A 26,189-nucleotide genomic window follows, 5' to 3' on the forward strand; every position below is an offset into this window, starting at 1 on the left:
GAGGCGCGGAGGTTCACAGAGTGTTTATAAATCTTTTGATATTATTTTTTAAAATTTTTGAATCAAAGTTAATAAGTAATCCTAACAGATAATTTCCTAGTTTTAAATAAGTCAATATTTGTGCAAAATGAAGATCTGTAAATGCTTCGACAGTTTTTAATTCAATGACAATCATGTTTTCGATTAATAAATCAATTCGATATCCATGATCAAGTTTTATGTCTTTATAAATAATTGCTAAAACTTTTTGTCTTTCAATAGCCAAGCCAGCATTTACTATTTCGTAATACAAACATTCCTGAAAGCTGATTCTAATAATCCAAGGCCTAATTGTTTGTGAACTTCAATTGCAAGACCAATAATCTTATATGTAATTGCATCTAATCTATTACGAGATTCGTTGTTTTCTTCAAACATTTAGGGTTTGTAAATAAATAATTTTGTGAATCTTGGTGTTTATCTTTGCGAATCTCTGTGAAATAACTCTTATAAAACCAATGGCACTCTTCTAAATTCATCTTCTTCAGTACTTTCAATTCCTAAAGCTTTGTAGATATAATAGAAAGTCGATAAAATTTCTGGTTTTCCGTCGATTAAAGCAACGTCGTGTTCGAAATGTGCGCTTGGTTTTCCGTCAGCAGTCAGGATTGTCCAGCCGTCTTTTAGTTGTTTGATGTTTTTTGTTCCCATGTTGATCATTGGTTCAATGGCAACCACCATTCCTTCAACAAAAAGTTTTCCACGGCCTTTTTTACCATAGTTTGGCATTTCAGGAGCTTCGTGCATTTTCTGGCCTAATCCGTGTCCAACTAATTCACGTACTACTCCGTATCCGTGAGACTCCGTATATTTTTGAATAGCATTTCCAACATCTTCTATGCGGTTTCCGGCTTTAAATTCCCTGATTCCTACGTACAGAGATTCTTTGGTTACCTGCAACAGTTTTTTGGTTTCCGGAGCAACCTCTCCAATTTCAAAACTATAGGCATGGTCTCCATGATATCCGTTTTTGAAAGCGCCGCAATCCACAGAGATAACATCACCATTCTGCAAAGGCGTATTATTCGGGATTCCATGTACTACCTGAGCATTCGGACTCATACAAAGTGAATTCGGGAAATCGTACAAGCCAAGAAAACTTGGAACTGCGCCATGATCACGAATGAATTCCTCGGCTAATTTGTCAAGATATAATGTAGTAACTCCTTCTTTGATTTCAGAAGCAATCATTCCTAATGTTTTCGATACGATCAAGGCACTTTCGCGCATTAATTCTATTTCCTCACGGGTTTTTTGGATAATCATATTTTTCAGATTTTCAGTTCGCAAAAGTACAATTTTAATCTTATTTTTTTAAGGTTGATTTTGAAATTAATTAGTGTTAAAATTTCCAATAAATTATTTGAAAATCAATCCAGCTATTGAATTCTAACATTTTTTTAAAAGAACATTTCAGAAAAAAGGCATAAATTAGTAATAAAACCTTGTTCATCATGAAAACCATTGTAGATCAGGATATTGATAAAGTACGAGCTCTTCGAAAAATGAAGCGAAACGCTTTGGCACTTTTGGGTGTAGCTGTTCTGTTATTTATAATTGCCATTTATTTTAAAATTCCGATGCTGCAGGCTTTCAGTGAAGCGGCGATGGTAGGTGGCATTGCCGACTGGTTTGCAGTTGTGGCTTTATTTCGTCATCCCATGGGAATTCCCATTTGGCATACAGCAATTATCCCGACCAAAAAAAATGAGATTGGTGAGAATCTCGGCAATTTTGTTTCTGAAGAATTTCTGAACCGTGAAAAGCTGGAAATGAAGTTAGACGAATTTAATTTTGCCACTAAAGCTTCTGACTGGCTTTCGCAGGAAGAAAATGCCAATAAAGTTGCAGATGCTATAGCGTTAAATCTTATTCCGGGTGTTTTAAAAACAATAAAAGATGAAGATATAAAGCGATTTATTCAGGTTCAGTTTAAAGAAAAACTCGAAGCAATCAATTTCGGAGATTGGGTGGCATTGGCATTGGAACCGCTGCAAAAGGGGAATGTAAAAGACCAATTATTGACCAATCTTCTTGAAGTGATGAGTGGTGAACTAAGTGATAATAAAGATTTGATTAGAAAGAAAGTAAAACAATCTACACCTTTTTTAAGTTTTGGCCTTGCTGATAAAAGCATTTCGGAAGGTATCTTTAATGGGTTGCAGGAGTTTCTTGATGAAGCCAAAAATCCCGACAGTGCTGTAAGAATAAAAATTGATGAATATATTTCTGATTTCCTTCATAAAGTAAAAAACTCAGAAGAAACCCGAATTAAAATCAACAATCTGATTGTTGATTTTGCCGGGAAGAAAGAAGTTCAGGATTACATCAATGGAATCTGGGATGAAATAAAATTATCCATTACAAATGATCTGGAGAAAGGAGAGAAGTCTTCAATCAGAGAAAATATTACGGGTCTGATTCAGAAGTTTGGAAACGGACTCAAAGAAGATGCGATAATGGTAGACAAAATCAATAATTTTATTAAAAACGATTTGCTTTCTGTTCTTCTGAATAATAAAAAGGTGATAGGAGATTTAATTTCTTCAACTGTAAAAAGCTGGGATGGTAAAGAGGTTTCAGAAAAATTAGAGCTCGAAATCGGAAAAGACCTTCAGTACATCCGTATCAACGGAACTTTAGTAGGCGGATTTATCGGTCTTATAATTTATGGCGTAGAATGGATTTACCATTATTTTGTAATGTAAATAAAAGCGAAGAGAGACAAATTTTAGAACTTGTCTCTCTTCTATTAAATAAAATAAGTGGTTTTCTATAGTAATGAATGACAAGTCATTGCTTCAGGCTGTGGAACGCCCATTAATTCTAAAATAGTAGGCGCAATATCCCCTAAAACACCATTTTGAATATTTTTTAATTCTTTGTCAACCAGAATAATCGGCACTGGGTTTGTTGTGTGTGCTGTATTTGGGCTTCCATCAGGATTAATCATTGTTTCGCAGTTACCGTGATCAGCAATTACAATGGTTGTATAATTGTTTGCAAGAGCAGCTTCAATTACTTGTTTTGCGCAGGCATCAACAGCCTCACAAGCTTTAATAGCGGCTTCCATGATTCCGGTGTGTCCAACCATATCGCCGTTCGCAAAGTTTAAACAAACAAAATCTACTTCGCCTTTGTTTAATTCAGGAACAAGGGCATCAGTTAATTCATAAGCACTCATTTCTGGCTGTAAATCGTAAGTGGCAACTTTTGGGGAGTTTCTTAAAATACGTGATTCTCCTTCAAATGGCACTTCTCTTCCTCCTGAAAAGAAAAAGGTTACGTGTGGATATTTCTCCGTTTCGGCGATACGAATTTGTTTTTTGCCGGCTTTTTCTAAAACTTCACCAAGCGTTTCAGTAATGTTATCTTTATTGTAAACAACTTTTACGTTTAAATATGTTTCATCGTAGTTGGTAAGCGTTACAAAATATAAGTTTAATTTGTGCATGTTTTGCTCGTGGAAGTCCTGCTGAGAAAGTGCTTCAGTAAGTTCACGGCCTCTGTCGGTTCTGAAATTGAAGAATATTACGACATCACCTTCCACAATTGTAGCTAATGGTTTTTCGTTTTCATCAACCATTACGATTGGTTCAATAAATTCATCAGTAATATCTTTTGAATAGCTTTCAAGAATACTTGCAACAGCATTTCTTGACGGAGTTCCTACTGCATTTACAACCAGATCATAAGCCAGTTTTACACGCTCCCAGCGTTTGTCACGATCCATTGCATAATAACGACCCACAATTGAGGCGATTTTTACAGGAGTATCTTTAATATGGTTTTCTAAATCCTGAATGTATTTAGCTCCTGATTTTGGATCAACATCACGTCCGTCTGTAAAGGCGTGAACAAATACATTTTCTAAACCATATTCCTGAGAAGCATCAATAAGTCCGCGTAAATGTGAGGTATGAGAGTGAACACCTCCATCAGATACTAATCCTAAAAAGTGTACTTTTTTATTGTTTTCTTTAGCATAAGTAAAAGCATCGACCAAAACTTGTTCTTTTGCAAGTGTCTGATGTGCTACTGCTAAATTTATTTTAGCCAGATCCTGGTAAACAATTCTTCCGGCACCTAGATTCATGTGGCCTACTTCGCTATTTCCCATTTGGCCTTCCGGTAAACCTACGTTTAATCCGTCGGTACGAAGCTGAGCGCTAGGGTAATGTTGATAAAGGCTGTTTATGAAAGGAACATTTGCATTGTCTATTGCAGATACTTTAGGGTCAGGAGATTTTCCCCAACCATCTAAAATCATAAGTATTACTTTTTTGTTCATTGGTTTTTAGTTTTTGGCAAAGATAAACCATTTATAAAACACGCAAGTAGTGATTGCTACAATTATGCTTTATAAAATGAACATGATAAAAAAATAATAATTTAATTGAAGAAGCCTTTGTTTTTTAAAATTAATGCATAACCCAATTTGGTTTTAAACTATATAATGTACAATTAAATTATGTCAAAGTTGTTTTTAAAGCTCTTCATTGATTTAAAATGCGTTTGAAAACCTTTTTCTGTAGATTGTTACTTGACACAATTGAAAGATATTTTAAAAGCAAGGTAAATTCCTGCAAAAAACAATCAAATGTTTAAGTTTCCTTAACTTCTATTGCGATTAATTGTTAAATTTTGAATAAATATCACCTAATTTAGTGATATAGTGTTACATAATTATAAATAAGTTTTACATTTGCCCTACCTCAAGTTATGTATAACCTAAACGAAATCAATGATTTATAAGATTTATCCCGCAATTCTGTTTTTGTTTTTGTCATTTGGTACAGATTCTAAAAATACTGCTGAGACTAAAACTGTAACAGCAATGAGTATCGCAAAAGTTGAAAAACGTTCTGTAATTGATACTAAAATTGAGAATATTTATAACACATTAAATACAAATAGTTTTGTTCTTCCTGAACTAAAAACATTTACTGAAGCCTTAAAAGGGTTTTACTTATTGAAAGAAAAAGGAGTTATCCAAAAAGATATCTTGACTTTAATTGATTTTAGTTTGTCATCAAATCTAAAACGCCTTTGGGTAATCGATTTGTCCTCTAATACAATTTTGTTCCAGTCTCTTGTGGCTCACGGAATGAATACCGGAGAAGAGTTTGCTTCTGCATTTTCAAATGTAAATTCTTCATTTAAAAGCAGTCTCGGCTTTTATGCTACGGGTGAAATTTATCAGGGTAAACATGGTGCTTCATTGCGATTAGATGGTTTAGAAAGAGGTATAAATGATCAGGCCCGTAAAAGAGGTGTTGTAATGCATGGTGCCGATTATGTTTCTGAATCTTTTATCAGAGCCCATAAAAGACTAGGCAGAAGCCAGGGTTGCCCTGCTGTTCCTGTTGAATTGACAGACGATATTATTCAGACCATAAAAGGGAAGTCATGCCTGTATATCTATCACCCGTCAAGAAGTTTTATGATGGAACAAGAGCTAATTTCTTAATTTGGAATATAAGTCTTCATCAAGATCATAGACATCGTATCTAAAAATTAACTGGTCTTTTTCGGTCCAGGCAGTCCAGTACCATTGGTATAATTTGTATTTCTTGGTAATTCTAATGCTAGTTGTCTTTTTACGTGCAATAATAGTGTCTATTTTTTCTTTAGACCAGTTTTTAGAATCATCTAAAATATGCTGTGCTAATTCTAAAGGGTTTTCAACACGCACACAGCCAGAACTTAAGGAACGGTTGCTTCTTTCAAAGTAATTTCTGTGATTGGTGTCGTGCAAATACACGCTATAATTATTAGGAAACATAATTTTTATTAACCCAAGGGAGTTGTAATAACCCGGTTTTTGGATATATCGATAGCTTCTGGGTTTGTTGATGTTCCAGTTTGCAGGGTCGACTTCGTGTCCGGCTCTGTCATAAATCGTGATATTCTTGTTTTTTAAATAATTTCGATTGCGCTTCATTGCAGGAACCACATCTTCTTTTAAAATGGTGGGAGGGACTGTCCAGGTTGGGTTAAAAACAATACTTTTAAGAGTAGAAGTTAAAACCGGAGTTTTTCTTTTGCTAGTTCCGACAACTACATTTCTCACCGCTGTAGTATCATTATTTTCTACAACATGCAATTTAAAATCAGGAATGTTTACTATAAAGTAATTTTCTGCTAATTCGTTTGGGTACCATCTCCAACGCTCCAGATTCGCAATAATTTGATGCTTTCTTTTTTCTTTAGAAAAATTTAGGTGATGGATAGTACTCGCTCCAATGACACCATCGGCAACTAAACCATGTCTGGCTTGGAATTTTTTTACCGCTTCAAATGTTTTGTTGTCATAGATTCTTGTCAAACTGTCGTTTTCTGACATGTCATTCCAGTAAAGAAGTCTCTTTTTAATGTTTATTAAAGCAATATTAGTATCATTTGGTTTTATTTTTTCTGCTGATTCAATCAATTTTACATTATCAGAAGGAAAAGCATTGACAAGTTTCAAGGCTTTTAGTAATTGTTTATAAGTTTCAGTTTTCGGCTGAATGTTTTCAACTAAACTATCTAAAGTATTACGGTTGAAACTTTTTACTAAAACAGCATTGATGTCTAAATCCTTGTCTTCAAGTGCCCAGTCACGATATAAATACTTAGGATTTAATTTTCCTTCATATAAATGGGTCACATATTTTTCAAAATTATGTGTAAGCAACAGATCATATTCAGCGAGCTGTTTATTATTTAATTTGTCAATTTGTTTTTCATACACATCCATCTTTTTTACCCGATAATCATTTGGATTCAGGCCTAATTCATCTGATTTTTTCAGTTGTGACAAGATGTAGGTTCTTTTTTTAAGATTTCCCCAAATCGTTTTGTTAGCAGATGAAAGATAAAATTGTTTTAATGTTTCGCTTTTATACGAATTTATAAGTGCAGTATCAATGTCAACTGTCCTTGCATCTGTAATTACAATGGCAGGCAAGGCTTTTTTTATTTTAGGGGTATTTTTTTGTTCTTTTTTACAGCTTACAACAACAAACAATAATAATAGAAAGTAAAATTTATTCATTTTATATTTTTTTGTACATTAAATAATGTTCTCCAACACCTGGGATCTCAAAAGAATTTCCCTTGACTTCGTATCCCATTTTTTTATAGAAACCAACAGCAGCCACTCTGGCATTAAACCATATTAAATGGAATCCGTTTGAAATACAGTATGCTTCACAATGTTTAACAAGAGCTTCTCCATGACCTTTTTTCTGATGTGCTTCTGCAATAGCCATGCCGCGAATCTGTGCTTGTAAATTTTCTGCAAATATAGGATTGGTTTTAAGGAATAACGAAATTATTCCTGTTAAATCTGAATTATCAAATAATCCGAAGTGATGTGTTGTTTGTAAATCATCGCCGTCAAAAATGCAGGTTTCGATGGGTTTTCCTTTTCTGAGGACAGGATGTCGTAAAATAAAAGTTTCCTGAGAGGATATTTCTTTAATTAATGTCATGTTTGGAATAAAAAAACAAAGCTATAACATTTTAATTTTAAATAGATTACTAAAAATAGTGATTTTTAATTTATTTTTTTTCAAAAAAAGCTTGTTTTAAAGCTTACTTATTTTTTATATTTGCACCACAGTAATGCGAAAGTAGCTCAGTTGGTAGAGCTCCAGCCTTCCAAGCTGGTTGTCGCGAGTTCGAGCCTCGTCTTTCGCTCTAATCGAAACTTAGGTTTAGATTTTAAATTTAAATAATTTAGTTTTTTATTTTTTTAAATAATTTAATTATTTATATTTGCACCCTGTTAATGCGAAAGTAGCTCAGTTGGTAGAGCTCCAGCCTTCCAAGCTGGTTGTCGCGAGTTCGAGCCTCGTCTTTCGCTCTTCAAAATCCTCAAACAATTTGTTTGAGGATTTTTTGTTTTATATCCTATTTTAAACCACTCAGGTCACTTTCAGGTCCTAATTCTGCCGGAAGCTGATTTTGCCTAAATAATCTGGCTGATAAATTTCCTTTCAGAGTAATTTTTTCTCCTTTTACTTTAAGCCAGCTTCCTTCTCTCAGTCCTAAAACCGGAATTGTATTAAATGCATGATATTCTTGGATGCGTTCTTCCCTCGTTTCTCCCATATGGGTAGAATTATCTTCAGGGTCTAAATAATGCGGATTCAGGTTAAAAGAAATCAAACCTAAAGTTTGAAAACTTGGAGGGTAAACGATAGGCATATCATTGGTTGTCTGCATCGAAAGTCCGCAAATATTACTTCCGGCACTCGTTCCCAGATATGGTGTTCCGTTTTTCACTGTTTCAGAAAGAAGCTGCATGATATTGTTTTTGTATAATTGCGTAACCAATAAAAAGGTGTTTCCTCCGCCAGTAAATATTCCTTCGGCATTTTTTATAGCTGTTTCGGGATTTTCAAATTCATGAATCCCTTTTACTGAAATAGTAATGGTTTGAAATACTGCAGCCACTTTTTGTGTGTATTCTTCATGAGAAATTCCTCCTGGGCGAGCATAAGGTATGAATAAAATAGTTTTACAGTTTGCAAAATGCGATTGCAGGGTAGGTAATAAATATTCTAAATAACTGCTTCCGTGTAAAGTAGAAGTGCTGGCAATAATAACATTTTTCATAAAATTCTAAATGATTTTAGGTTTAAAGATATTAAAAATGAAAGTTGCCACTGTTAAAAAGCTGATTTTAATTAACATATTTTTATAAAGCCGTTAATAGTAATTTGGAACATATTAGGATATTTTTACATTTTTAAGAATAATTCTAAATTTTTTATTTTGATTGGCAAGATTATTTGTTTTTTAGTATTGTTTTTGTTTCAGAATGGCTGGTCTCAGCATGGCGAGCGTACTATTTTAAAAGGAAGAATTATTTCATATACAAATGATCTGGAAGGTGTCTATGTTATTAATACGCAGACTGAGGCAATGGTAAATACTACTCCTGATGGATATTTTTCTATAATGGCTAAAAGTGGTGATACGCTTGTTTTTTCATCGATTCAGTTTAAAGAAAACAGAGTTTTATTAACACCGGAGAATTTTTCAGATCTTGATTTTACAGTGAAATTAAATCTTCTGATGCATCAGTTGCAGGAAGTGATCATTAAGCGATACGATAACATCAATGCCGTGGCTCTGGGAATTGTTCCTTCCGGGCAAAAAAGTTATACAGAAGCTGAAAGGAAATTGCATACAGCCACAGCTTTAAATCCTACTGCAAATACCGAAAATATGATGGCCGGAGGCTCTATTTCTGCGGATCCGATCTTCAATTTTTTTTCAGGACGTACTGCAATGTTGAAAAAAGAAGTGGCTGTTGAGAAAAAAGAATTTTTCATGAAACTTTTAGAAAAAATGTTCACGGTGGATCATTTTGTAGACAGGTTAAAAATTCCTCTTGAATATGTAAAAGGTTTTGAATATTATGCTGTTGAAAATGAAAATTTTACAAAAATTTTGGATTCGAAAAATAGAACTTCGACTGAGTTTTTACTGGGAGAATTAGCAGTTAAATATAAAGAAATAATTGCCGGTGAAGCTAAATAATATACTATATATCATTGTAATTTTTATTGTTCAGATTTCTTTTGGGCAAACTTCTGGTGCTAAAGAAATCCAGGGTCAGATTCTTAAGCAGTCTACTCCTGTTGATGGTGTAAACATTATTAATAATAATACACAGGTTACGGCGGTTTCAGATGTAAACGGATTGTTTTCTATTGTGGCAAAAGAAGGAGATGTTTTAGTTTTTTCTTCAGTAAATTTAGAACCGTTAAAACGTCGGATTGGTGCTGAAGATTTACAAGAAAAGCTACTTCGGATAAAAATGGCAGCAAAAGAAATTGAGTTAAAAGAAGTGATTGTAAATGAGAATGCTAATATTACAGCAGAAAACCTCGGAATTATTCCGCATGGGCAAAAAAAATATACTCCGGCTGAAAGAAAAATTTATACCGCAACATCAACCTCAGTGGATAAAATACTAAATTCTATTTCAGGAAGAACTGCCATGCTGAAAAAAGAGGCTAAAATTGAGAAGAAAGAGGTTCTTTTTAGAAAATTAGAATATCTCTTTGAGGAAAATTATTATACAGATCGACTTAAAATTCCGTTAGAACATATTAAAGGATTTCAGCTTTATTGCGTGGAAAGTCCTGAATTTGCTGTATCTTTGAATACTAAGAACAAAACAATGAGTATGTTTTTAATAACAGGTCTTGCTCAGGAATATCTAAAAATCATAGAAAATGAAAAATAAATTAGGAATATTTGTAGTCTGTTTATTTTGTCAATTTATAACAGGTCAGACGAATTCAAGAAAACCTTTACATGGTCAGGTAATTAACAGTTCTATCCCCATCGAAACAGGTAATGTGATGAATATAAATGCGAATAAAAGAACATTTATAGGGCCACAAGGATTGTTTGATATTATGGCAAGACCTAAAGATACCTTGTTGTTCACAGGCATGTCTTTTCAGTCTAAAAAAATAGTGCTTACAGAAAAAGACTGTGCAGAAGTACTTTTTTCAGTGCCTTTGGATTTAGTAAATGTTGAATTAAAAGAAGTTTTGGTTCATAAAGAATTAAAAGTAAAATCCCTGCAGGGCGGTTCTCAGGGCATTGTCGATACGCAGTTTGAAGATGATAGCCAGTCAACCCCTGAAAATAAAGCAATGTATTCTGATCAGACAATTAAATACGGAACTGACTTTGTGAGAATTTTTAAAGATTTGAAAAAGCTGCTTAGTAAAGATAAAGAGGTTCAAGAGGAAGTTATAACTGATATAGCTTTTGTTGCATATGCGAAAGATAATTTTACTAAGGATTTTTATACCAAAACATTAGGTTTGAAAGAAGATGAGATTGATTTGTTTTTAATGTACTGCTCTAATGACTCTGAATCTAAAAGGCATTTAAAAGAAGATCAAAAATTTGAATTAATGGATTTTATGATCAATAAAAACAAAGACTTCAAAAAAGCTGAGGTAAATAAGAAATGAAAAAGAATGCCATTTATTTCTTAATCGGAATACTATTTTTATCGCTGTCTTCTTTTGTATTTCATAAATTCTACATGGGCATTTTTCAGGTGAATTATGTAGCTGAAAAAAAAATGGTCCAGATTACGTCAAGGATATTTGTGGATGACCTGAATAACGGAATCGAAAAAAAGTACCATAAAAAAACATTTATTGGAACTGAAAAAGAAACCCAGGCAGATCTTGATTTGCTAAAAAGATACCTCTCAGAAAATTTCAGTATTAAAATAAACGGTCAGCCAAAAACCATTGTTTTTTTGTCTAAAGAGCTGGAAGCAGATGATGTCTTAGTTTGCTATTCGAAAATTACGGGAGTTGAAAAACTCAAGACATTAGAAATTACAAACACTATTTTAACAGACTGGAATGCTGAACAGCAAAATATTACACATATTTCAGCATTTGCGACCAAAAGAAGTGTTCTTTTTACAGAATCTTCAAGGAAAGAAGTGTTAAAGTATTAATGAACTTAGTAAGATTGTTGTTTTAATTGCTATTTTCACGGCTTCAAAAAATTCCAAAAATATTTATGAAATGAGCATCATTCAGAAGTGGGTTTCAATTGCCAATCATGATATGCGAATTACATATGGACCAATAAAAATAATAAATTCTGCACATGAAAAGACTTTCATTACTATTGCTTTTTCCTGCTATGCTATTTGCTCAGGAAAAAAATACGACTGTTGCTCCAAAACAACAGGGAAAGTATGATACGAACAAATTTAGCCAAATGTATGATTTGATGGCTACACCCAATATGTTCCGCACGGCATCTGGTGCCCCAGGTCCTGCTTATTATCAACAACAGGCAGATTACAAGATTGATATCGAATTAGACGATAAAAATTCAAAATTAAGCGGATCTGAAACGATTACGTATTCTAATAATTCACCAGACAGTCTGGAATATTTATGGATCCAGCTGGATCAGAATCAGGCTAAAGCGAATACGCAGTCAACTTTGGCAGAAGGAGAAAAAATTAATCAGGTATTTCCATTAGGAAGTTTTTCTGATAAGTATCTGAAGAAAAACCTGGAACGCGGTTTTAATATTGAATATGTGAAGGATTCGAAAGGAAATCCTATGTCCTATACAATCAACGAAACCATGATGCGAATCGACCTGGATAAACCTTTAAAACCAGGGGAAAAGATTTCGTTTGCTATAAAATGGTGGTACAACATTAATAATTATCAAAAAGAAGGAGGACGTTCTGGTTACGAATTCTTTGAGAAAGACGGCAATAAATTATATGTGATCGCTCAATTCTATCCAAGAATGGCAGTTTACAATGATGTTGAAGGATGGCAGAATATGCAGTTTTGGGGAAGCGGAGAATTCGCATTGCCATTTGGAAATTTTGATGTGAATATTACAGTTCCTGCAGATCACGTAATTAATGCTACCGGAGAACTGACAAACAGGTCAGAAGTATTTACGGCAGAACAGGTAAAACGTTATGAACAGGCTCAAAAGTCATTTGATAAACCGGTTGTAATTGTTACTCAGGCTGAAGCCGAAGCAGCTGAAAAAGGATTTTCTGAAAAGAAAAAAACATGGAAATTCAGTGCGAAAAACGTAAGGGATTTTGGAATTGCTTCTTCAAGAAAATTCATTTACGATGCAATGGCGGTAAAAATTGGAAACAGAACAGTAATGGCTGAATCAGTTTATCCAAAAGAGGCAAATCCGCTTTGGGGAGAAACTTCCACAATGACTGTGGCACATACTTTAAAAAGTTATTCTTCGCATACGTTTGATTACCCGTACCCAAAAGCAGTTTCGGTTTCAGCTGAAGATCAGGGTATGGAATATCCAATGATTTGCTGGAATTTTGGTCGTCCTGACGAAAATGGTAAAACAAGCAGGGAAGTTAAAAACGGAATGATTGGTGTAATAATTCACGAAGTAGGACACACTTTCTTCCCAATGATTGTAAACTCAGATGAGCGTCAATGGACCTGGATGGATGAAGGCTTAAATTCGTTTCTGGAATATTTAGCAGAACAAGAACTGGATTCAAAATTCCCTTCAAGACGTGGACCGGCCAGAAATATTGTTCCGTACATGAGTGGGGACCAGAAATTTTTGGAGCCAATCATGTCAAACTCTGAAACCATTCATCAATTCGGAAATAACGCTTACGGAAAACCGGCTACAGGACTTAATATCCTGAGAGAAGTTGTGATGGGGAGAGAATTGTTTGATTATGGTTTTAAAACCTATGCCAACAGATGGAAGTTCAAACATCCAACGCCTGAAGATTTCTTCAGAACAATGGAAGATGCATCTGCAGTAGATTTAGACTGGTTTTGGAGAGGATGGTTTTATTCAACAGATTTTGTAGATATTGGGATTAAAGATGTAAAACAATATTATGTTTCTGATACCCCAACTGCAGATATAAAAGAGGTCAAAGTTAGAAAAGGACGCTTCGGTTATGAAAAAGGACCTTTTGTTTATTTGGTTTCTGGTGATAATGCTGAAGTAGATGTCTCAAAGAAAAAAGCTTTAAAAGTAGAAGATTTTAAGCCTTTGGCTGATTATGTAAATGAGACTTTTACAGCAGAGGAAAAAGCAAACATCAAATCACCTAAATATTTCTACGAAGTAGAATTCAATAAACCGGGCGGAATGATTATGCCTATTCTGGTTGAAATCACCTATGAAGACGGTTCAAAAAGCAATTATCAGTATCCGGCACAAATCTGGCGAAAAGGAAATGAGTCAGCCAAGAAAGTATACGCAACTGAAAAACGAATTAAGAGCATTCAGATAGATCCAAAATTACTAACGGCAGACATAGATGTAACTAACAATTCATGGCCAAAAGTAGAGGAAAAATCAAAGTTTGACTAAATATAAAATTAAGAAGGCTCTGTAAAGAGTCTTTTTTTTTAAGTAAATTTTAAAACACGTGCCTGCAAAATTTAATATCTTTGTGACACAAAAAAATAAAAGTTATGTTTGGTATAGGAGGAGGAGAATTAGTTTTTATAATGTTTATAGTGCTAATGCTTTTTGGTTCAGACAAAGTGCCTGAAATTGCCCGTACAATGGGTAAAGCCATGGCGCAGTTAAAAAATGCAACGAACGATATTAAAAACGAGATTCAAAAAGGGGCCGAGGAAAATGGTCTTGATACTAAATCCCTGACCGGTATAACAGGCGATATCAACGCTCATATCAATGATGCGAAAGCTAATTTGCTGGGCGATTCCGGAAGCTTTCTGGGAGATACTGCGACAGAAATTAATAAAGTAAAAGAAGATATCGACTCCATCTCAGGACCTATAAAACGCCAAATGTAATATGCTTGAAAAAATACAGGAAATAGATACCAGGTTACTTGTGTATCTTAACAGTTTAGGTTCAGAAGCATTCGATCCACTTTGGCTGATTATTACCAAACAAGTATATTGGACGCCTTTTTTTCTCTTTTTATTTTTTCTTATTTATAAAAAAATAGGCATTAAGCAAACTTTGTATGTCTTGCTTTTTATAGCTGCTTTAATTGCTTTTACAGATCAGACAACGAATCTTTTCAAAAATACTTTTCAACGTTTACGTCCTTGTAACAATCCTGAAATCAATACCATCATCAGGATAGTACAATCCCGTAGTTCATACAGTTTTTTCTCTGGACACGCTGCTAATACTATGGCTGTGGCTACCTTTTTATTTTTGGTTTTAAAACGCCATTTCAAATACCTTGGATTTTTGTTTTTATGGCCGTTAATCTTTGCTTATAGCCGTATTTATTTAGGTTTGCATTATCCGGGAGATATTCTTACCGGATATTTCTTTGGAGCCCTTTTCGGATTTTTGATGTTCAAGCTATATCAAAATTTAAAGCCAAAATATTTTCCGGGATAATTTTCAGGAGCTTTTTCCGGCTCTACGCTATATCTTTTGCGCCGAACCCCGGCACAAAAGGATGTCGCTTCCATCCGGGCTAGTGCAGTTGTTTTCAAAAGACGTTAATGCTGTAAAACCATTTTCTCGCTCCATTGCAATCCTTCAGGAAGTTCCTGTTTACTGAATTCGATATGAATAACCCTTCTTCGTTCGTTGTTGGTAGTTTTGTTTGAAGCATGAAACAATAAAGGTTTCATGATCATAATACCGCCTTTTTGAACTTCGCAGTTGGTTTCTTTTTCTTTTCCGAAATCAAGTTTCTCAATTCTTAGAATTCCTTTAGAATGGGAATTATTAATCACTTTCAAAGCACCATTATCTTTCGTGGTCTTATCAATATGAATCCTGATGGTAAAATTATTTTCCAGAATTGCAGCAGGAGGCTGAACCGCAAATTGGTTTTGTTTTACAGTCCAGTTTTCAAAATTCTCAACCTCAATTTTTTTATTGACAGAAATAGTCAGATCCTGATGATACGCCACAAACCAATTCGACTTTTCAGGTTTGTCAAAATAAATGGATTTGGTTATAAAATAGTCTTCCCCAAAATTAGTTTTTATAATATCCCGTAATTTCTGGTTGAATATAAGAGGTAAAGTTTCAGGTACTTGTTTGTGAAATTGTCTTATTGCAAACAAATCCTGAGATTTTCTGAAAGTACCGTTTTCAGGATTATTTTCAGTTGTGTCTTCAATTAAAGATATTAATTTTTGAATCTCATCTTCGTTATAGACATTATCAATAATTGCAAAACCTTCAGTATCTAACTGACTTAAATTCTTCATTTTTAAATTTTGTAGTAAGACTATTAAAAAACTTAGAAGCTTAGCATCTCAGCATCTTAGTAGCTGCAGTTTATAAAACCCTGCTCACTGTCAATCCATCGCGAATTGGCAATAAAACAGTTTCTACTCTTGGATCATTTTTCAAAAGTAAATTGTATTCTAAAAGTATTTTGGTACTTACATCATTTGGGTGAACCGGTTCCAAGACTTTCCCGCTCCATAAAACATTATCTGACAAAATGATTCCACCTTTATTCATTTTCGGAACAATCATTTCCCAGTAATTAATATAATTTTCTTTGTCAGCATCAATAAAAACCAAATCAAATTTTACATCCAGCGTCGGAATAATAGCAACGGCTTCACCTAAATGCTGAAAAATTTGCGCTCCCCATGGCGATGCATCAAAATATTTACGCTGAAAATCAACAAGCTCTTCTTTGATATCAATCGTGTGAAGCTGTCCGTTTTCCTGTATTCCTTCACACAAACACAAAGCGGCATAGCCGGTATAAGTCCCGATTTCCAAAATATTTATTGGCCGGATCAATTTAGAGAGCATACTTAAAACACGCCCCTGAAAATGCCCGCTTAACATTCTTGGCAAGAGGATTTTCTGGTAGGTTTCTTTATTGAGTTTTGCTAATAATTCCGGTTCGTTTTCAGAATGCTGTTCAATATAATCTTCTAAGTCTTGTGAAATAAAATGCATCTTGTAGTATATTCAGATTTTGTTGTAAAAATACAAAATATAGGCTCACCATCGGGCATAAAAAAACCATCCGAAAATGGATGGCTTATATTTGAAATTTTGATGAAATTATTTTTTCAGGGCTTCATTTACATCTTTTGCAGTTTTCACTGTTCCGTCTTTTGCTGCTTTTGCTGCAGCTTCTACTTTTTCAGCCCCTTTTTTAGTAGCATCTTTTACATCTTCAATCGTCTCTTTTGTTTTTTCTTTTGCCTCTTCGGTAGCTGCTTTCGCTTTTTCTGCAGCGTTTTCTGCTTTCACAACAGCACTGTCTTTTACTTCTTCAATATCTGTTGTCAATGAATCTACTTTGTTTCCAAGTGTTAATTCATCTTCAGGTTTATTTGCTTTTTTGTCTTCACAAGACTGAACACCGAATGACAATAAAGCGATAACTGCTAAACTTAAAATTTGTTTTTTCATGATTAATTAATTTTTTAAAATTGATAAAATATAAAGGTTATAAAGCTGATAAAATAAAAGTACAAATTTTTAAATTAAGCGCTCTTTGTAAGATTATTTTCCGTTTGAGTGCAAGACAATTCTTGTGCCAAAATTTATTTTTTTTTTGGAATGATGCTGAAATTTTTTCAGAAAAAAAATTGATGAATTGGATTCAGTTTTTAAAGTGCAGAAAATCAGAACGGAGCCGAAGCTCTTTTGAATAAAAAGCTTTCGACTCCGTTCAATTGAAAGTAGTAGATTAAGTTTTACTTAAGATCAAAGGTTATTTAATTACTAAAATATTTTCACTTTGGGTGTAATCATTTAAAGTAATATTAAAAAGAATAGTCAGGTCTTTTCCGGTTCTTACCACTCCAAGGGCTGCTGTTGGAGGAGATATTCCAAAATCAGCAAAAGTGATCTGGTTAGACCCTCTTAAAACAAAGTTTCCATTAACGCCTGTTATGCTAACCTGCGTTTTTAACTCTTTACTGACACCAGAAATCGTATATACCCCGGTTAGGTTCCATACAGTTTCATTTACTTTATCAGCAGATTTTAAAACATATTTAATGTTTTTGTATGTTTTTGTATCTAAAGCTTCGTAAGCCACATCGTCCATGCTAGATTTTCCGCTTTTAAGGCTTTCTGCAGGCAAGATAACTGTCAGGCTGTTTATGTCAGTCAGTTTAGAATCTTTAACTGTTAAATTAGCTGTGCCAGTTCCGTCTGTTGATTTCATTACCCAATCGTGAATAGTAGAAGTTCCGGCAACTTCAAATTTAGATTTTGTACTAACTGTATAATTTTTTTGAGCATTGGTGTAAAAAGTAATTCCTAAACAGATAACTGTTAAAAAAATAGATTTGAGAGTTTTCATTTTTTATCGATTTATTCGTTAATCATTTAATTAAGAACTGATTTTTTCTGATGCCTGATGAAATCCTGTATCAAAAATTATCCCCTTAATTCTTATTCAAATGTATTGTGAATACACAGCAGATTAAATGATAAAAATCATAGCCAGAATTGTTTTAAAGAACGATATAATATGACCTCGGAATGTTTATAAATCAAATCAGGATGACAAAACCATTTGTGTTTTGCATTTAAATGCTTGTGCGTATTGTGATTATAATATTAGAATTTCTTTTGCGTTTTTAGAATACTTATGTGGTTAGAGAAGTGAGATTGTCCTAAAATAACCTTAAAAAATGGAGCTTTTAAGGAAGAATGACTTTAAAAAACATCAAAAAACAACAAAAGTGATTAAATTTGCACCATGCAAATCGAGAAAAAAGACATAAGAGCCTTATCAAAAGATCAGTTACGGGAGTTTTTTGTAGCAAATAATGACAAGGCGTTTCGTGGAAATCAGGTTTACGAATGGTTGTGGAGTAAAGGTGCACATAGCTTTGATGACATGACCAATGTGGCAAAACCTACCAGGGCGATGCTTGAAAATAACTTTGTAATCAATCATATTAAGGTTGATACCATGCAGCGCAGCAGTGACGGAACTGTAAAGAATGCTGTTCGGCTACATGACGGCCTTGTAGTCGAATCGGTTTTAATTCCTACTGAAACCAGAACAACAGCATGTGTATCCAGTCAGGTAGGATGCAGTCTGGATTGTAATTTTTGTGCCACTGCCCGATTAAAGCGTATGCGAAATCTGGAACCGGGTGAAATTTACGATCAGGTACTGGCAATTGATAAAGAAAGCCGTTTGTATCATAATCATCCACTTTCGAATATCGTTTTCATGGGTATGGGAGAGCCTTTGATGAATTATAACAATGTCATCAAAGCAATCGACATGATTACTTCTCCGGAAGGTTTAGGAATGTCGCCAAAAAGGATCATGGTTTCCACTTCCGGAATTCCTAAAATGATCAAAAAAATGGCCGACGATGATGTTAAATTCAAATTAGCAGTTTCCCTTCACTCTGCAATTGATGAAGTTCGTGCGCGAATTATGCCTTTCAGTCAAAATTTTCCATTAAAAGATTTGCGCGAAGCCTTAGAATACTGGTACAGGAAAACCAAAAGCAAAATCTCGTATGAATATGTAGTCTGGAAAGGAATCAATGACGACAAAGCCTCAGTAGATGCTTTGGTTAAGTTTTGTAAATATGTTCCCTGCAAAGTAAATTTAATAGAATACAATCCAATTGATGATGGCGAGTTTCAGCAGGCTTCAGAAGAATCTATTATGGCGTATATAAAAGCATTGGAAAATATTGGAGTAGTAGTAAAAGTACGCCGAAGCCGCGGAAAAGATATTGATGCTGCCTGTGGACAATTAGCGAATAAAGAAGCATAGATAAGATAATAATCCTAAAAATAAAAAAGCATTAAAGACAAGATTTGTACTTGTTTTTAATGCTTTTCTTTTGGGCAAAAAAGGTTGTTTTTTTATCTATTTATGAAATTACACCGTCTTTGATGATATTTATAGGAGTATGAGATTGCTGTTTGAATAATCAGCAATGAGATTTACGGCATTTTTCTAATAGAAAATGTGTCTTTAAACGAAATGGTTGTATTTGTGTATGTTCTGCAGTATAAATTTTGTATCCATAATAAATAATTTAAGTTCCTTTTAATAATAGGCTTCAAATTAGGGATTAGAATCAGATGTTTTTTGGTGATCTTTTAGAATTAGCACATAAAAAAATGTTATACTAACCTAAATAAAGAACGTTTTTTTATTTAAAATAGTATATTTGAAAGCGAAATGAATATTACTTCTCAAATAAAACAGCCTATTTTTAGCGAAATGGAACTTTTCGAAAAAAAGTTCCATGAATCCATGACTTCAAAGGTTGCATTGTTAAATCGTATTACCTATTATATTGTAAACCGAAAAGGAAAGCAAATGCGTCCAATGTTTGTTTTTCTCACTGCAAAAATGGTTTCAGGAGGTACTGTAAATGAGAGAACGTATCGTGGAGCTTCTGTAATTGAGCTGATTCATACCGCAACTTTAGTACACGACGATGTGGTTGATGACAGTAATCGTCGACGCGGATTTTTCTCTATCAACGCACTCTGGAAAAATAAAATTGCGGTTTTGGTAGGTGACTATTTACTTTCAAAAGGACTGTTGTTATCGATTGATAATGGTGATTTTGATCTTTTGAAAATTATTTCTGTCGCTGTCCGCGAAATGAGCGAAGGTGAATTGCTTCAAATCGAAAAAGCACGCCGACTCGATATTACAGAAGAGGTTTACTACGAAATTATCCGAAAAAAAACGGCTACTCTTATAGCTGCCTGTTGTGCGCTTGGTGCCAGATCAGTAATCGAAGAGGATGATATACAGGTCGAAAATATGCGTAAATTCGGAGAGCTTATCGGAATGGCTTTTCAAATCAAAGACGATTTATTTGATTACAGCGAAGAAGCTATTGGAAAACCAACCGGAATCGATATTAAAGAGCAAAAAATGACTTTGCCTTTAATTCATGTTTTAAATACCTGCTCCCCGCAGGAAAAAAAGTGGCTGATCAACTCCATTAAAAACCACAACAAAGACAAAAAACGCGTAAAAGAAGTGATTGCCTTTGTAAAAAACAACAATGGTCTGGCTTACGCCGAAAATAAAATGATCCAGTTTCAGCAGGAAGCACTTTCTCTTTTAGAAAATTACCCGGATTCTGAATTTAAAGATGCACTTACCTTGATGGTGAATTACGTTATTGAAAGAAAGAAATAGTTTCCTTAATTAAATAATTAGAAAATTTCTCAATTAGATAATTAATTTTATTTCGTTGTAAATCAGTGTGTAATGTTTTAATTGTTGGAATTTGGAATTTATTTTTTGAATTTTTTTCTACTACATGCAACCATTTTAAAACTTATCTCGTCTATGCTAATAGAAGTCTGTTAGTAAAACAAAATCTGAACGCTTATTAATGAAAATTATTCAGTTACATCAAGAAGAAGCTAAAATCATAAAGCTGGCTGTCGAAAACAACCGACAGGCACAGCAACAGATTTATAGTAAGTTTTCTTCGAAAATGCTAAGCGTGTGCCGTCAATATATAAAAGACATTCAGCTGGCAGAAGATGTAATGATAACCGCTTTCATGAAAGTATTTACGAATCTGAAAAATTTTGAGCATAAAGGAAGTTTTGAAGGCTGGATCCGCCGCATTATGGTTAACGAATGCATTTCATATCTAAGAGTTCAGAAAAAAGTAAAATTTGCCGAAGATGAATTTTTTACTGAGGAGAGTTTTAATGAAATCGACAGTCAGTTTACAGTAGAACAGATTCAGTTTTTAATTGATGCTTTGCCCGACGGCTATAGAATGGTTTTCAATTTATATGCGATTGAAGGCTACAAGCACAATGAAATTGCAAAGATGTTAGGAATTAATGAAGGAACATCAAAATCGCAATTATCGCACGCAAGGAAAATGCTGCAAACACAAATTACTATTTTAAAAAAACAAGAAAATGGAACCGAATAATTTTGAAAAGGATTTCCGTAATAAACTCAAACAGCGCAAAATTGAACCGAGTGAAAAAGGATGGGATCGATTAGATGCGATGCTGAGTATTGCTGAAGAAAAAAAACAGCCTAAAAAGAAAAATAAATGGCTGTATATAGCAGCGAGTGTTGCAGGCTTTTTATTTGTTGGTACGTTCTTTTTTAATAACCAGAAAAATCCAGTCGAGAATTTAAAAAATCCTGTTGTAATTGAGGAAAGTACAAAGAAAGATACCGTAACAAAACCGGTTTTAAAAGTAACAAATACAGTTAAAACAGAAGTGGCAATTTCACAAAAAGAATCAATTCAAAATTCAAATAAAAAACAACATAAACTTAATCCAGAAACTAATACAAACCTTAAAAATGAGAACAATCAAATAGCGGAGTCTTCAGTCATCATCAAAAACAATCACGAAAAACAATCCATAAACAATCAGGTTTCAGTTGTTGAAAATTCAAAAAAAGAAACTGTAGATCAATTATTAAACTCAGCTGAAAAAACAATTGTTGCAGAGAATTCATCGAAGAAAAAATCAAAAGTAAAAATCAATGCAGATGATTTATTAAATCAGGTAGATGACGAACTGGAACTTTCGTTTAGAGAGAGGGTAATCACAGCAGTCAATAAAAATTACCAAACGGTAAAAGTAGCTGTAGCAAATAGAAATCAACAGGAATAAAAACAGCTTTTTTTGATTTTATTAAATAGCAAATGCAGCGTTAACATATTAATAATTAGAATAAAAAATCATCAATCATCAATCAAATTTTAAAAAAAAAATCAATCATGAAAAATTTTACCATTTACCTCGTTATTTTAGTTTTTTTATTTGTCAGTAAAGTGCTTGGACAAGAAACTTTTGAATCCAGAGCTAAAAAAATTGCTAATAAAATTGAAAAAATAACTAAGGAAGAAAAAGAGACTTTAAAAGTAGAAGTTGAAGCTGTAAATGTACAGTTGTCAGAAGGAAAAATTACGAGAGAACAAGCCGATAAGCGAAAAAAGGAACTTGCGGAAGCCAGAGCCGTAATTATTGAAGAAAAAGTAAGTCTTGCTCAAAATGAACTGAATGATTTGGTTCAGCAGAAAGTAGACGGAAAAATCAAAGAGGATTCGATCAAAAAACACAGATTAGTTATTCATTGGAATGATAAAGACTGGAGTCAGAAGCATAAGTCGGATAAAGATTCTATTCGTGGTGAAAAAAGAACCACTTCACAATTCGTATTTGCTTTAGGATTAAACAATACAATGATAGATGGAGATCTTCAGGATTCAAAATATAAATTTACAGGCTCTCATTTTTATGAGTGGGGTTTGACTTACAATAGCAGATTACTGAAAAATAACAACTTATTGCATGCGAAATACGGACTTTCTGTAATGTATAATAATATTAGGCCAGCAGATAATCGTAGCTTTGTTGTAGATGGTGACCAGACAGATTTAGTGACAAATCCAATACACTTAAAAGAATCTCGTTTTAGAAATGTGTATTTAGTAGCACCAGTTCATTTAGAATTTGACTTTTCGAAAGAAGGGCAGAATGGTGACAAAAAGTATTTTAGAACACACAAAGGATTTAGAATGGGATTTGGAGGTTATGCAGGAATAAATGTAAAATCGAAACAGATTTTAAAGTTTGAAGATAACGACTATAAAACAACACAAAAAACAAAAGGCGATTTTAATGTCAATAATTTCATTTACGGACTGAGTACTTACATAGGTTATAAAGAAACAAGTTTGTATTTAAAATATGATCTGAATCCTCTTTTTCAGGATAATCTAATAAAAGAAAACAATATTTCTTTAGGAATTAGATTTGATTTGAATTAAGAATAAGTTTTGAATTTAGTTAATTGAAAGTACTTCGAATGAGGTACTTTTTTTTATTTTAAACCATCAAATTTCAAGATTGATTTGTGTATTTTTACAGGCTTTAAAAATTTAAAAAATAGTTCACGTTTTGATATCACAAAGTACAATTGATGCTGTTTTCGAAACTGCTCGCGTAGAGGAGGTTATTGGCGATTTTGTCAATTTAAAGCGTGCAGGAAGTAATTTCAAAGGATTGAGCCCTTTCTCAGATGAACGCTCTCCTTCATTCATGGTTTCGCCAGCAAAAGGGATCTGGAAGGATTTTAGTTCAGGCAAAGGCGGTAATTCTGTTGCTTTTTTGATGGAGCACTCTCATTTTACGTATCCCGAAGCCATTCGCTATCTAGCCAGAAAATACAATATTGAAATTGAGGAAACAGAACAATCTGAAGCAGAAAAAGCCATAACGGATGTTCGCGAAAGTATGTATCTGGTTTCTGAATTCGCAGCAAAATATTTTCATGATACGCTTTTAAATTCTGAAGAAGGAAAAGCAATAGGTTTGTCTTACTTCAAAGAAAGGGGTTTTACCAATGAAACCATCAAAAAGTTTAATTTAGGATATTCGCCTGAAACCTGGGATGCTTTAACCAAAGAAGCATTAGGAAAAGGTTATAAATTAGAATTTTTAGAAAGTACCGGTTTAACTATTGCCAGAGAAGATCGGCCTTTTGACCGTTTTAAAGGGCGTGTAATGTTCCCTATTCAAAGCATGTCGGGGCGTGTTTTAGGTTTTGGAGGGCGTATTTTAACGAATGATAAAAAAGCGGCAAAGTATTTAAACTCGCCGGAAAGCGATATTTACCATAAGAGTAAAGTACTTTACGGAATTTTTCAGGCCAAACAGTCAATTGCCAAACAAAATAATTGTTATCTGGTTGAAGGTTATACAGATGTGATTCAGTTTAACCAGGCAGGAATAGAGAATGTAGTTGCTTCTTCAGGAACTGCCTTAACTCCGGATCAGATTCGTTTAGTCAATCGTCTGACACGAAATATTACTGTACTTTTTGATGGCGACGCTGCAGGGCTTCGCGCTTCGATCCGTGGAATCGATTTGATACTCGAAGAAGGTATGAATGTAAGGGTTTGTGCTTTTCCAGACGGCGAAGATCCGGATAGTTTTGCCCGAAAAAATTCTTATGAAGACCTGGTTGCTTATTTAGAAAATAATAGCAAAGATTTTATACAGTTCAAAGCTTCAATTTTGATGAACGAAGCCAAGAATGATCCGATAAAAAAAGCAGATTTGATTCGGGACATGGTAACAAGTATTTCTAAAATACCAGACCGTATTCAGCGTGAGGTATATATTCAGGAATGTGCCCGAATAATGGATATTTCTGAGCAGGTTTTGGTTAGTACTTTGGCGCAGCTGATTCAAAAAGATATTACAGAGGCTAATAAAAAACAAAAACAGGAACAAAAACCTTTTCAGGTTTATAAAAATCAAAACCCAAATACGGGATATTCCGGCGGAGATCCGGAAGATCCAAGAAATGGTCCGCCAGAGGATTATTATCCAGGAGAGTCAGGATATCCTGCACAGCAACAAGCTGATAAGGTTGATGTTTTATACCGTTTAGAACGAAAGGTAATTGAAATTCTATTGCTTTATGGCGATAAAACAGAAGAATTTGAAGATGTACTTCTGAAAAATAATGAAGAGGGAGAGGTTGTAATGGTTACAGAAAAGAAGGAATACAAAGTTTTTCAACGGATTTATTTGAGTCTGCAAGAAGATGAAGTTGAGCTTTCTAATACTTTATTCCGTGATATTTTTAAAGATTTAATTGATTTTTATCTTCAAAATGAGAAATTTAGCCTGGAACAATATTTAATGCGTTTGCAGCCGGAATTCGCTCAGGAAGTTACAGATATTTTAATGGAAGATGAAAGGTTAACGCTGCACAATTGGGAAGGACAGAATATTTTCACTAAAGCCAAACACGAAACGATAGCGCAATACGTTACAGAAACAGTGATGTCTATGCGCTGGTTTTTAGTTGGGAAAATAATTGAAGAATTAAAAAGCTCTATAAAACCTGATAGTTCAGATAATACAGAGCTTTTGTCAATGGTAATGGATTACTCAGGTTTAGTTAATTCGTTTTCAAAAAAACTGGGAAGGGTAATGTCCAGATATCATTAAATAATTTCTAAAGTTTTAGCTTTATTAACTAAGTCAACTAAATTAGTTACATTCAATTTAGTCAATAGTCTTAGTTTGTAAGTACTAATTGTTTTTTCGTTCAGGTTTAAAATTTTAGAAATTTCATTGTTTTTCTTACCGTCACTTAAGTAACGTAAAACTTCGATTTCACGGTTAGAAAGTTTTCTGTACAAACGTTCACTTTTGCTTTGTTTTGCAATAAGCGCCATGTTTTTACGTACAGTCTCATTAATAATAACTTTTCCTTCGTGTACCTTAATAATTGAAACACCTAATGTTTCAAGTTTTTCTGTTTTGTGCACGTACCCGGAAACACCCGCTTTGATTGCGTTAGGAGCATACATTTGCTCAGCCAGATCACTGAAAATAACAATTTTCGTTTTTGGGAAATTTTTTAGGATTGACTTTACTTCAAAGATGCTTGAAAGACCTTCTAATTCCAGATCGAGAATTAGGATGTCAATCTCCTTCGTTTGAAGAATGTCTCTTACCATTGAAAAATTACCTACATTGGCGACAATTGAAATTTGGTCATGGTCTTTAAAATACGACTTAACGCCAAAGTGAGTCACAGGGTGGTTGTCTGCTAGACATACTTTAATCATAATTTTACCTTTTTAGAATTGTTCATTGTTTTTGGAGCTGTAAAATTAATA

25 protein-coding genes, 2 tRNA genes and 1 pseudogene are annotated in these 26,189 nt (G+C 33.8%); 17 read left to right on the top strand and 11 right to left on the bottom strand.

All coding sequences use genetic code 11. From position 1 onward, the window contains the following. Window positions 1-13: 13 nt before the first annotated feature. Window positions 14-417: pseudogene (locus tag OZP09_RS22685) on the bottom strand (GxxExxY protein). A 69-nt stretch (window positions 418-486) separates the two neighbouring features. After that, window positions 487-1,305, bottom strand: a complete 819-nt coding sequence (gene map, locus OZP09_RS16345; RefSeq protein WP_269234769.1) for a type I methionyl aminopeptidase — start codon at window positions 1,303-1,305, stop codon at window positions 487-489. Between the two features lie 188 nt (window positions 1,306-1,493). Here map and OZP09_RS16350 point away from each other — a divergent pair, with 188 nt between their 5' ends. Continuing rightward, window positions 1,494-2,747, top strand: coding sequence for a DUF445 domain-containing protein (locus OZP09_RS16350; RefSeq protein ID WP_281309666.1), 1,254 nt, complete (start codon window positions 1,494-1,496; stop codon window positions 2,745-2,747). Window positions 2,748-2,812: 65 nt separating this feature from the next. Here the strand turns inward: OZP09_RS16350 and gpmI are convergent, their stop codons facing one another. Further along, window positions 2,813-4,330: a 2,3-bisphosphoglycerate-independent phosphoglycerate mutase gene (gpmI, locus tag OZP09_RS16355; RefSeq protein ID WP_269234771.1), complete on the bottom strand. Its 1,518-nt coding sequence runs from the start codon at window positions 4,328-4,330 to the stop codon at window positions 2,813-2,815. A gap of 453 nt (window positions 4,331-4,783) precedes the next feature. On the opposite strand from gpmI, the gene OZP09_RS16360 reads away from it, so the two are divergent. After that, the gene (locus OZP09_RS16360) at window positions 4,784-5,509 is read left to right on the top strand and encodes a murein L,D-transpeptidase catalytic domain family protein (protein WP_269234772.1); all 726 of its coding nucleotides are present in this window, start codon (window positions 4,784-4,786) and stop codon (window positions 5,507-5,509) included. On the opposite strand, the gene OZP09_RS16365 is transcribed toward OZP09_RS16360, so the two are convergent. Together OZP09_RS16365 and OZP09_RS16370 are read right to left on the bottom strand one after the other, a co-directional pair. After that, on the bottom strand, window positions 5,498-7,078 hold the full coding sequence (locus OZP09_RS16365; RefSeq protein WP_269234773.1) for a L,D-transpeptidase family protein: 1,581 nt from the start codon (window positions 7,076-7,078) through the stop codon (window positions 5,498-5,500). The genes OZP09_RS16360 and OZP09_RS16365 overlap by 12 nt on opposite strands. A 1-nt stretch (window position 7,079) precedes the next feature. Further along, entirely contained in the window at window positions 7,080-7,517 is a 438-nt protein-coding gene (locus tag OZP09_RS16370; protein ID WP_269234774.1) for a GNAT family N-acetyltransferase, read from the bottom strand. Window positions 7,518-7,652: 135 nt separating this feature from the next. Here OZP09_RS16370 and OZP09_RS16375 point away from each other — a divergent pair. Both OZP09_RS16375 and OZP09_RS16380 read left to right on the top strand, forming a co-directional pair. Further along, window positions 7,653-7,725: transfer RNA gene (locus OZP09_RS16375), tRNA-Gly, on the top strand. Window positions 7,726-7,818: 93 nt separating this feature from the next. Then, window positions 7,819-7,891, top strand: a tRNA-Gly gene (locus tag OZP09_RS16380). 47 nt (window positions 7,892-7,938) lie between these two features. Here OZP09_RS16380 and pepE read toward each other — a convergent pair. Further along, entirely contained in the window at window positions 7,939-8,646 is a 708-nt protein-coding gene (gene pepE / locus OZP09_RS16385; RefSeq protein ID WP_269234775.1) for a dipeptidase PepE, read from the bottom strand. A gap of 159 nt (window positions 8,647-8,805) precedes the next feature. Between pepE and OZP09_RS16390 the strand changes: the two genes are divergently transcribed. The 7 genes from OZP09_RS16390 (at window position 8,806) to OZP09_RS16420 (ending at window position 14,952) form a co-directional block, all read left to right on the top strand. Next, on the top strand, window positions 8,806-9,576 hold the full coding sequence (locus OZP09_RS16390; RefSeq protein WP_269234776.1) for a hypothetical protein: 771 nt from the start codon (window positions 8,806-8,808) through the stop codon (window positions 9,574-9,576). Further along, window positions 9,563-10,288 carry a carboxypeptidase-like regulatory domain-containing protein gene (locus OZP09_RS16395; RefSeq protein ID WP_281309667.1) on the top strand — a complete coding sequence of 242 codons (726 nt, stop codon included), beginning with the start codon at window positions 9,563-9,565 and terminating at the stop codon, window positions 10,286-10,288. The genes OZP09_RS16390 and OZP09_RS16395 overlap by 14 nt, the downstream gene beginning before the upstream one ends. Then, window positions 10,278-11,033, top strand: coding sequence for a BamP family beta-barrel-assembly machinery protein (gene bamP / locus OZP09_RS16400; protein ID WP_269234779.1), 756 nt, complete (start codon window positions 10,278-10,280; stop codon window positions 11,031-11,033). The genes OZP09_RS16395 and bamP overlap by 11 nt, the downstream gene beginning before the upstream one ends. Further along, a complete protein-coding gene (locus OZP09_RS16405) occupies window positions 11,030-11,536 on the top strand; it encodes a DUF6702 family protein (protein ID WP_281309668.1) in 507 nt (168 codons plus the stop codon). Before bamP ends, OZP09_RS16405 begins: the two co-directional genes overlap by 4 nt. Window positions 11,537-11,691: 155 nt before the next feature. Next, window positions 11,692-13,935 carry a M1 family metallopeptidase gene (locus tag OZP09_RS16410; protein WP_269234780.1) on the top strand — a complete coding sequence of 748 codons (2,244 nt, stop codon included), beginning with the start codon at window positions 11,692-11,694 and terminating at the stop codon, window positions 13,933-13,935. 104 nt (window positions 13,936-14,039) lie between these two features. Next, entirely contained in the window at window positions 14,040-14,387 is a 348-nt protein-coding gene (locus OZP09_RS16415) for a Sec-independent protein translocase subunit TatA/TatB (protein ID WP_025572873.1), read from the top strand. Between the two features lies 1 nt (window position 14,388). Then, entirely contained in the window at window positions 14,389-14,952 is a 564-nt protein-coding gene (locus OZP09_RS16420) for a phosphatase PAP2 family protein (protein ID WP_269234781.1), read from the top strand. Between the two features lie 104 nt (window positions 14,953-15,056). Here OZP09_RS16420 and OZP09_RS16425 read toward each other — a convergent pair whose 3' ends face one another. From OZP09_RS16425 to OZP09_RS16440, 4 genes are all read right to left on the bottom strand, one after another. After that, on the bottom strand, window positions 15,057-15,779 hold the full coding sequence (locus OZP09_RS16425) for a phytanoyl-CoA dioxygenase family protein (RefSeq protein ID WP_269234782.1): 723 nt from the start codon (window positions 15,777-15,779) through the stop codon (window positions 15,057-15,059). Between the two features lie 70 nt (window positions 15,780-15,849). Continuing rightward, window positions 15,850-16,491, bottom strand: a complete 642-nt coding sequence (locus tag OZP09_RS16430; protein WP_269234783.1) for an O-methyltransferase — start codon at window positions 16,489-16,491, stop codon at window positions 15,850-15,852. Window positions 16,492-16,599: 108 nt separating this feature from the next. Next, window positions 16,600-16,953: a hypothetical protein gene (locus OZP09_RS16435; RefSeq protein ID WP_269234784.1), complete on the bottom strand. Its 354-nt coding sequence runs from the start codon at window positions 16,951-16,953 to the stop codon at window positions 16,600-16,602. 304 nt (window positions 16,954-17,257) lie between these two features. Continuing rightward, entirely contained in the window at window positions 17,258-17,854 is a 597-nt protein-coding gene (locus OZP09_RS16440) for a YceI family protein (RefSeq protein ID WP_269234785.1), read from the bottom strand. A gap of 402 nt (window positions 17,855-18,256) precedes the next feature. Between OZP09_RS16440 and rlmN the strand changes: the two genes are divergently transcribed. The 6 genes from rlmN to dnaG all read left to right on the top strand — a co-directional run bounded on the left by rlmN (window position 18,257) and on the right by dnaG (window position 25,512). Continuing rightward, entirely contained in the window at window positions 18,257-19,300 is a 1,044-nt protein-coding gene (gene rlmN / locus OZP09_RS16445) for a dual-specificity RNA methyltransferase RlmN (RefSeq protein ID WP_269234786.1), read from the top strand. Between the two features lie 414 nt (window positions 19,301-19,714). Further along, entirely contained in the window at window positions 19,715-20,695 is a 981-nt protein-coding gene (locus OZP09_RS16450; RefSeq protein ID WP_269234787.1) for a polyprenyl synthetase family protein, read from the top strand. A gap of 199 nt (window positions 20,696-20,894) precedes the next feature. Next, entirely contained in the window at window positions 20,895-21,455 is a 561-nt protein-coding gene (locus tag OZP09_RS16455) for an RNA polymerase sigma factor (RefSeq protein WP_269234788.1), read from the top strand. Next, complete coding sequence (locus tag OZP09_RS16460) at window positions 21,442-22,158, top strand: hypothetical protein (RefSeq protein ID WP_281309669.1); 717 nt, start codon at window positions 21,442-21,444, stop codon at window positions 22,156-22,158. The genes OZP09_RS16455 and OZP09_RS16460 overlap by 14 nt, the downstream gene beginning before the upstream one ends. Window positions 22,159-22,265: 107 nt before the next feature. After that, the gene (locus OZP09_RS16465; protein ID WP_269234791.1) at window positions 22,266-23,318 is read left to right on the top strand and encodes a F0F1 ATP synthase subunit B family protein; all 1,053 of its coding nucleotides are present in this window, start codon (window positions 22,266-22,268) and stop codon (window positions 23,316-23,318) included. Between the two features lie 130 nt (window positions 23,319-23,448). Then, window positions 23,449-25,512: a DNA primase gene (gene dnaG, locus OZP09_RS16470; RefSeq protein WP_269234792.1), complete on the top strand. Its 2,064-nt coding sequence runs from the start codon at window positions 23,449-23,451 to the stop codon at window positions 25,510-25,512. Here the strand turns inward: dnaG and OZP09_RS16475 are convergent. Further along, on the bottom strand, window positions 25,509-26,138 hold the full coding sequence (locus tag OZP09_RS16475) for a response regulator transcription factor (RefSeq protein WP_007810686.1): 630 nt from the start codon (window positions 26,136-26,138) through the stop codon (window positions 25,509-25,511). The two genes, dnaG and OZP09_RS16475, sit on opposite strands and share 4 nt — an antisense overlap. Window positions 26,139-26,189 lie beyond the last annotated feature (51 nt).

Source organism: Flavobacterium flavigenum (assembly GCF_027111255.2).
GTDB lineage: Bacteria > Bacteroidota > Bacteroidia > Flavobacteriales > Flavobacteriaceae > Flavobacterium > Flavobacterium flavigenum.

What these genes read in the sequence shown, in the direction of transcription:
- OZP09_RS16425 (WP_269234782.1), bottom strand. Translation starts at nt 15,779, where the DNA reads ATGAAGAATTTAAGTCAGTTAGATACTGAAGGTTTTGCAATTATTGAT.
- bamP (WP_269234779.1), top strand. Translation starts at nt 10,278, where the DNA reads ATGAAAAATAAATTAGGAATATTTGTAGTCTGTTTATTTTGTCAATTT.
- gpmI (WP_269234771.1), bottom strand. Translation starts at nt 4,330, where the DNA reads ATGAACAAAAAAGTAATACTTATGATTTTAGATGGTTGGGGAAAATCT.
- OZP09_RS16450 (WP_269234787.1), top strand. Translation starts at nt 19,715, where the DNA reads ATGAATATTACTTCTCAAATAAAACAGCCTATTTTTAGCGAAATGGAA.
- OZP09_RS16405 (WP_281309668.1), top strand. Translation starts at nt 11,030, where the DNA reads ATGAAAAAGAATGCCATTTATTTCTTAATCGGAATACTATTTTTATCG.
- OZP09_RS16465 (WP_269234791.1), top strand. Translation starts at nt 22,266, where the DNA reads ATGAAAAATTTTACCATTTACCTCGTTATTTTAGTTTTTTTATTTGTC.
- pepE (WP_269234775.1), bottom strand. Translation starts at nt 8,646, where the DNA reads ATGAAAAATGTTATTATTGCCAGCACTTCTACTTTACACGGAAGCAGT.
- OZP09_RS16435 (WP_269234784.1), bottom strand. Translation starts at nt 16,953, where the DNA reads ATGAAAAAACAAATTTTAAGTTTAGCAGTTATCGCTTTATTGTCATTC.
- OZP09_RS16430 (WP_269234783.1), bottom strand. Translation starts at nt 16,491, where the DNA reads ATGCATTTTATTTCACAAGACTTAGAAGATTATATTGAACAGCATTCT.
- OZP09_RS16360 (WP_269234772.1), top strand. Translation starts at nt 4,784, where the DNA reads ATGATTTATAAGATTTATCCCGCAATTCTGTTTTTGTTTTTGTCATTT.
- OZP09_RS16370 (WP_269234774.1), bottom strand. Translation starts at nt 7,517, where the DNA reads ATGACATTAATTAAAGAAATATCCTCTCAGGAAACTTTTATTTTACGA.
- OZP09_RS16440 (WP_269234785.1), bottom strand. Translation starts at nt 17,854, where the DNA reads ATGAAAACTCTCAAATCTATTTTTTTAACAGTTATCTGTTTAGGAATT.
- rlmN (WP_269234786.1), top strand. Translation starts at nt 18,257, where the DNA reads ATGCAAATCGAGAAAAAAGACATAAGAGCCTTATCAAAAGATCAGTTA.
- OZP09_RS16420 (WP_269234781.1), top strand. Translation starts at nt 14,389, where the DNA reads ATGCTTGAAAAAATACAGGAAATAGATACCAGGTTACTTGTGTATCTT.
- OZP09_RS16455 (WP_269234788.1), top strand. Translation starts at nt 20,895, where the DNA reads ATGAAAATTATTCAGTTACATCAAGAAGAAGCTAAAATCATAAAGCTG.
- OZP09_RS16415 (WP_025572873.1), top strand. Translation starts at nt 14,040, where the DNA reads ATGTTTGGTATAGGAGGAGGAGAATTAGTTTTTATAATGTTTATAGTG.
- OZP09_RS16475 (WP_007810686.1), bottom strand. Translation starts at nt 26,138, where the DNA reads ATGATTAAAGTATGTCTAGCAGACAACCACCCTGTGACTCACTTTGGC.
- OZP09_RS16460 (WP_281309669.1), top strand. Translation starts at nt 21,442, where the DNA reads ATGGAACCGAATAATTTTGAAAAGGATTTCCGTAATAAACTCAAACAG.
- map (WP_269234769.1), bottom strand. Translation starts at nt 1,305, where the DNA reads ATGATTATCCAAAAAACCCGTGAGGAAATAGAATTAATGCGCGAAAGT.
- OZP09_RS16350 (WP_281309666.1), top strand. Translation starts at nt 1,494, where the DNA reads ATGAAAACCATTGTAGATCAGGATATTGATAAAGTACGAGCTCTTCGA.
- OZP09_RS16365 (WP_269234773.1), bottom strand. Translation starts at nt 7,078, where the DNA reads ATGAATAAATTTTACTTTCTATTATTATTGTTTGTTGTTGTAAGCTGT.
- OZP09_RS16410 (WP_269234780.1), top strand. Translation starts at nt 11,692, where the DNA reads ATGAAAAGACTTTCATTACTATTGCTTTTTCCTGCTATGCTATTTGCT.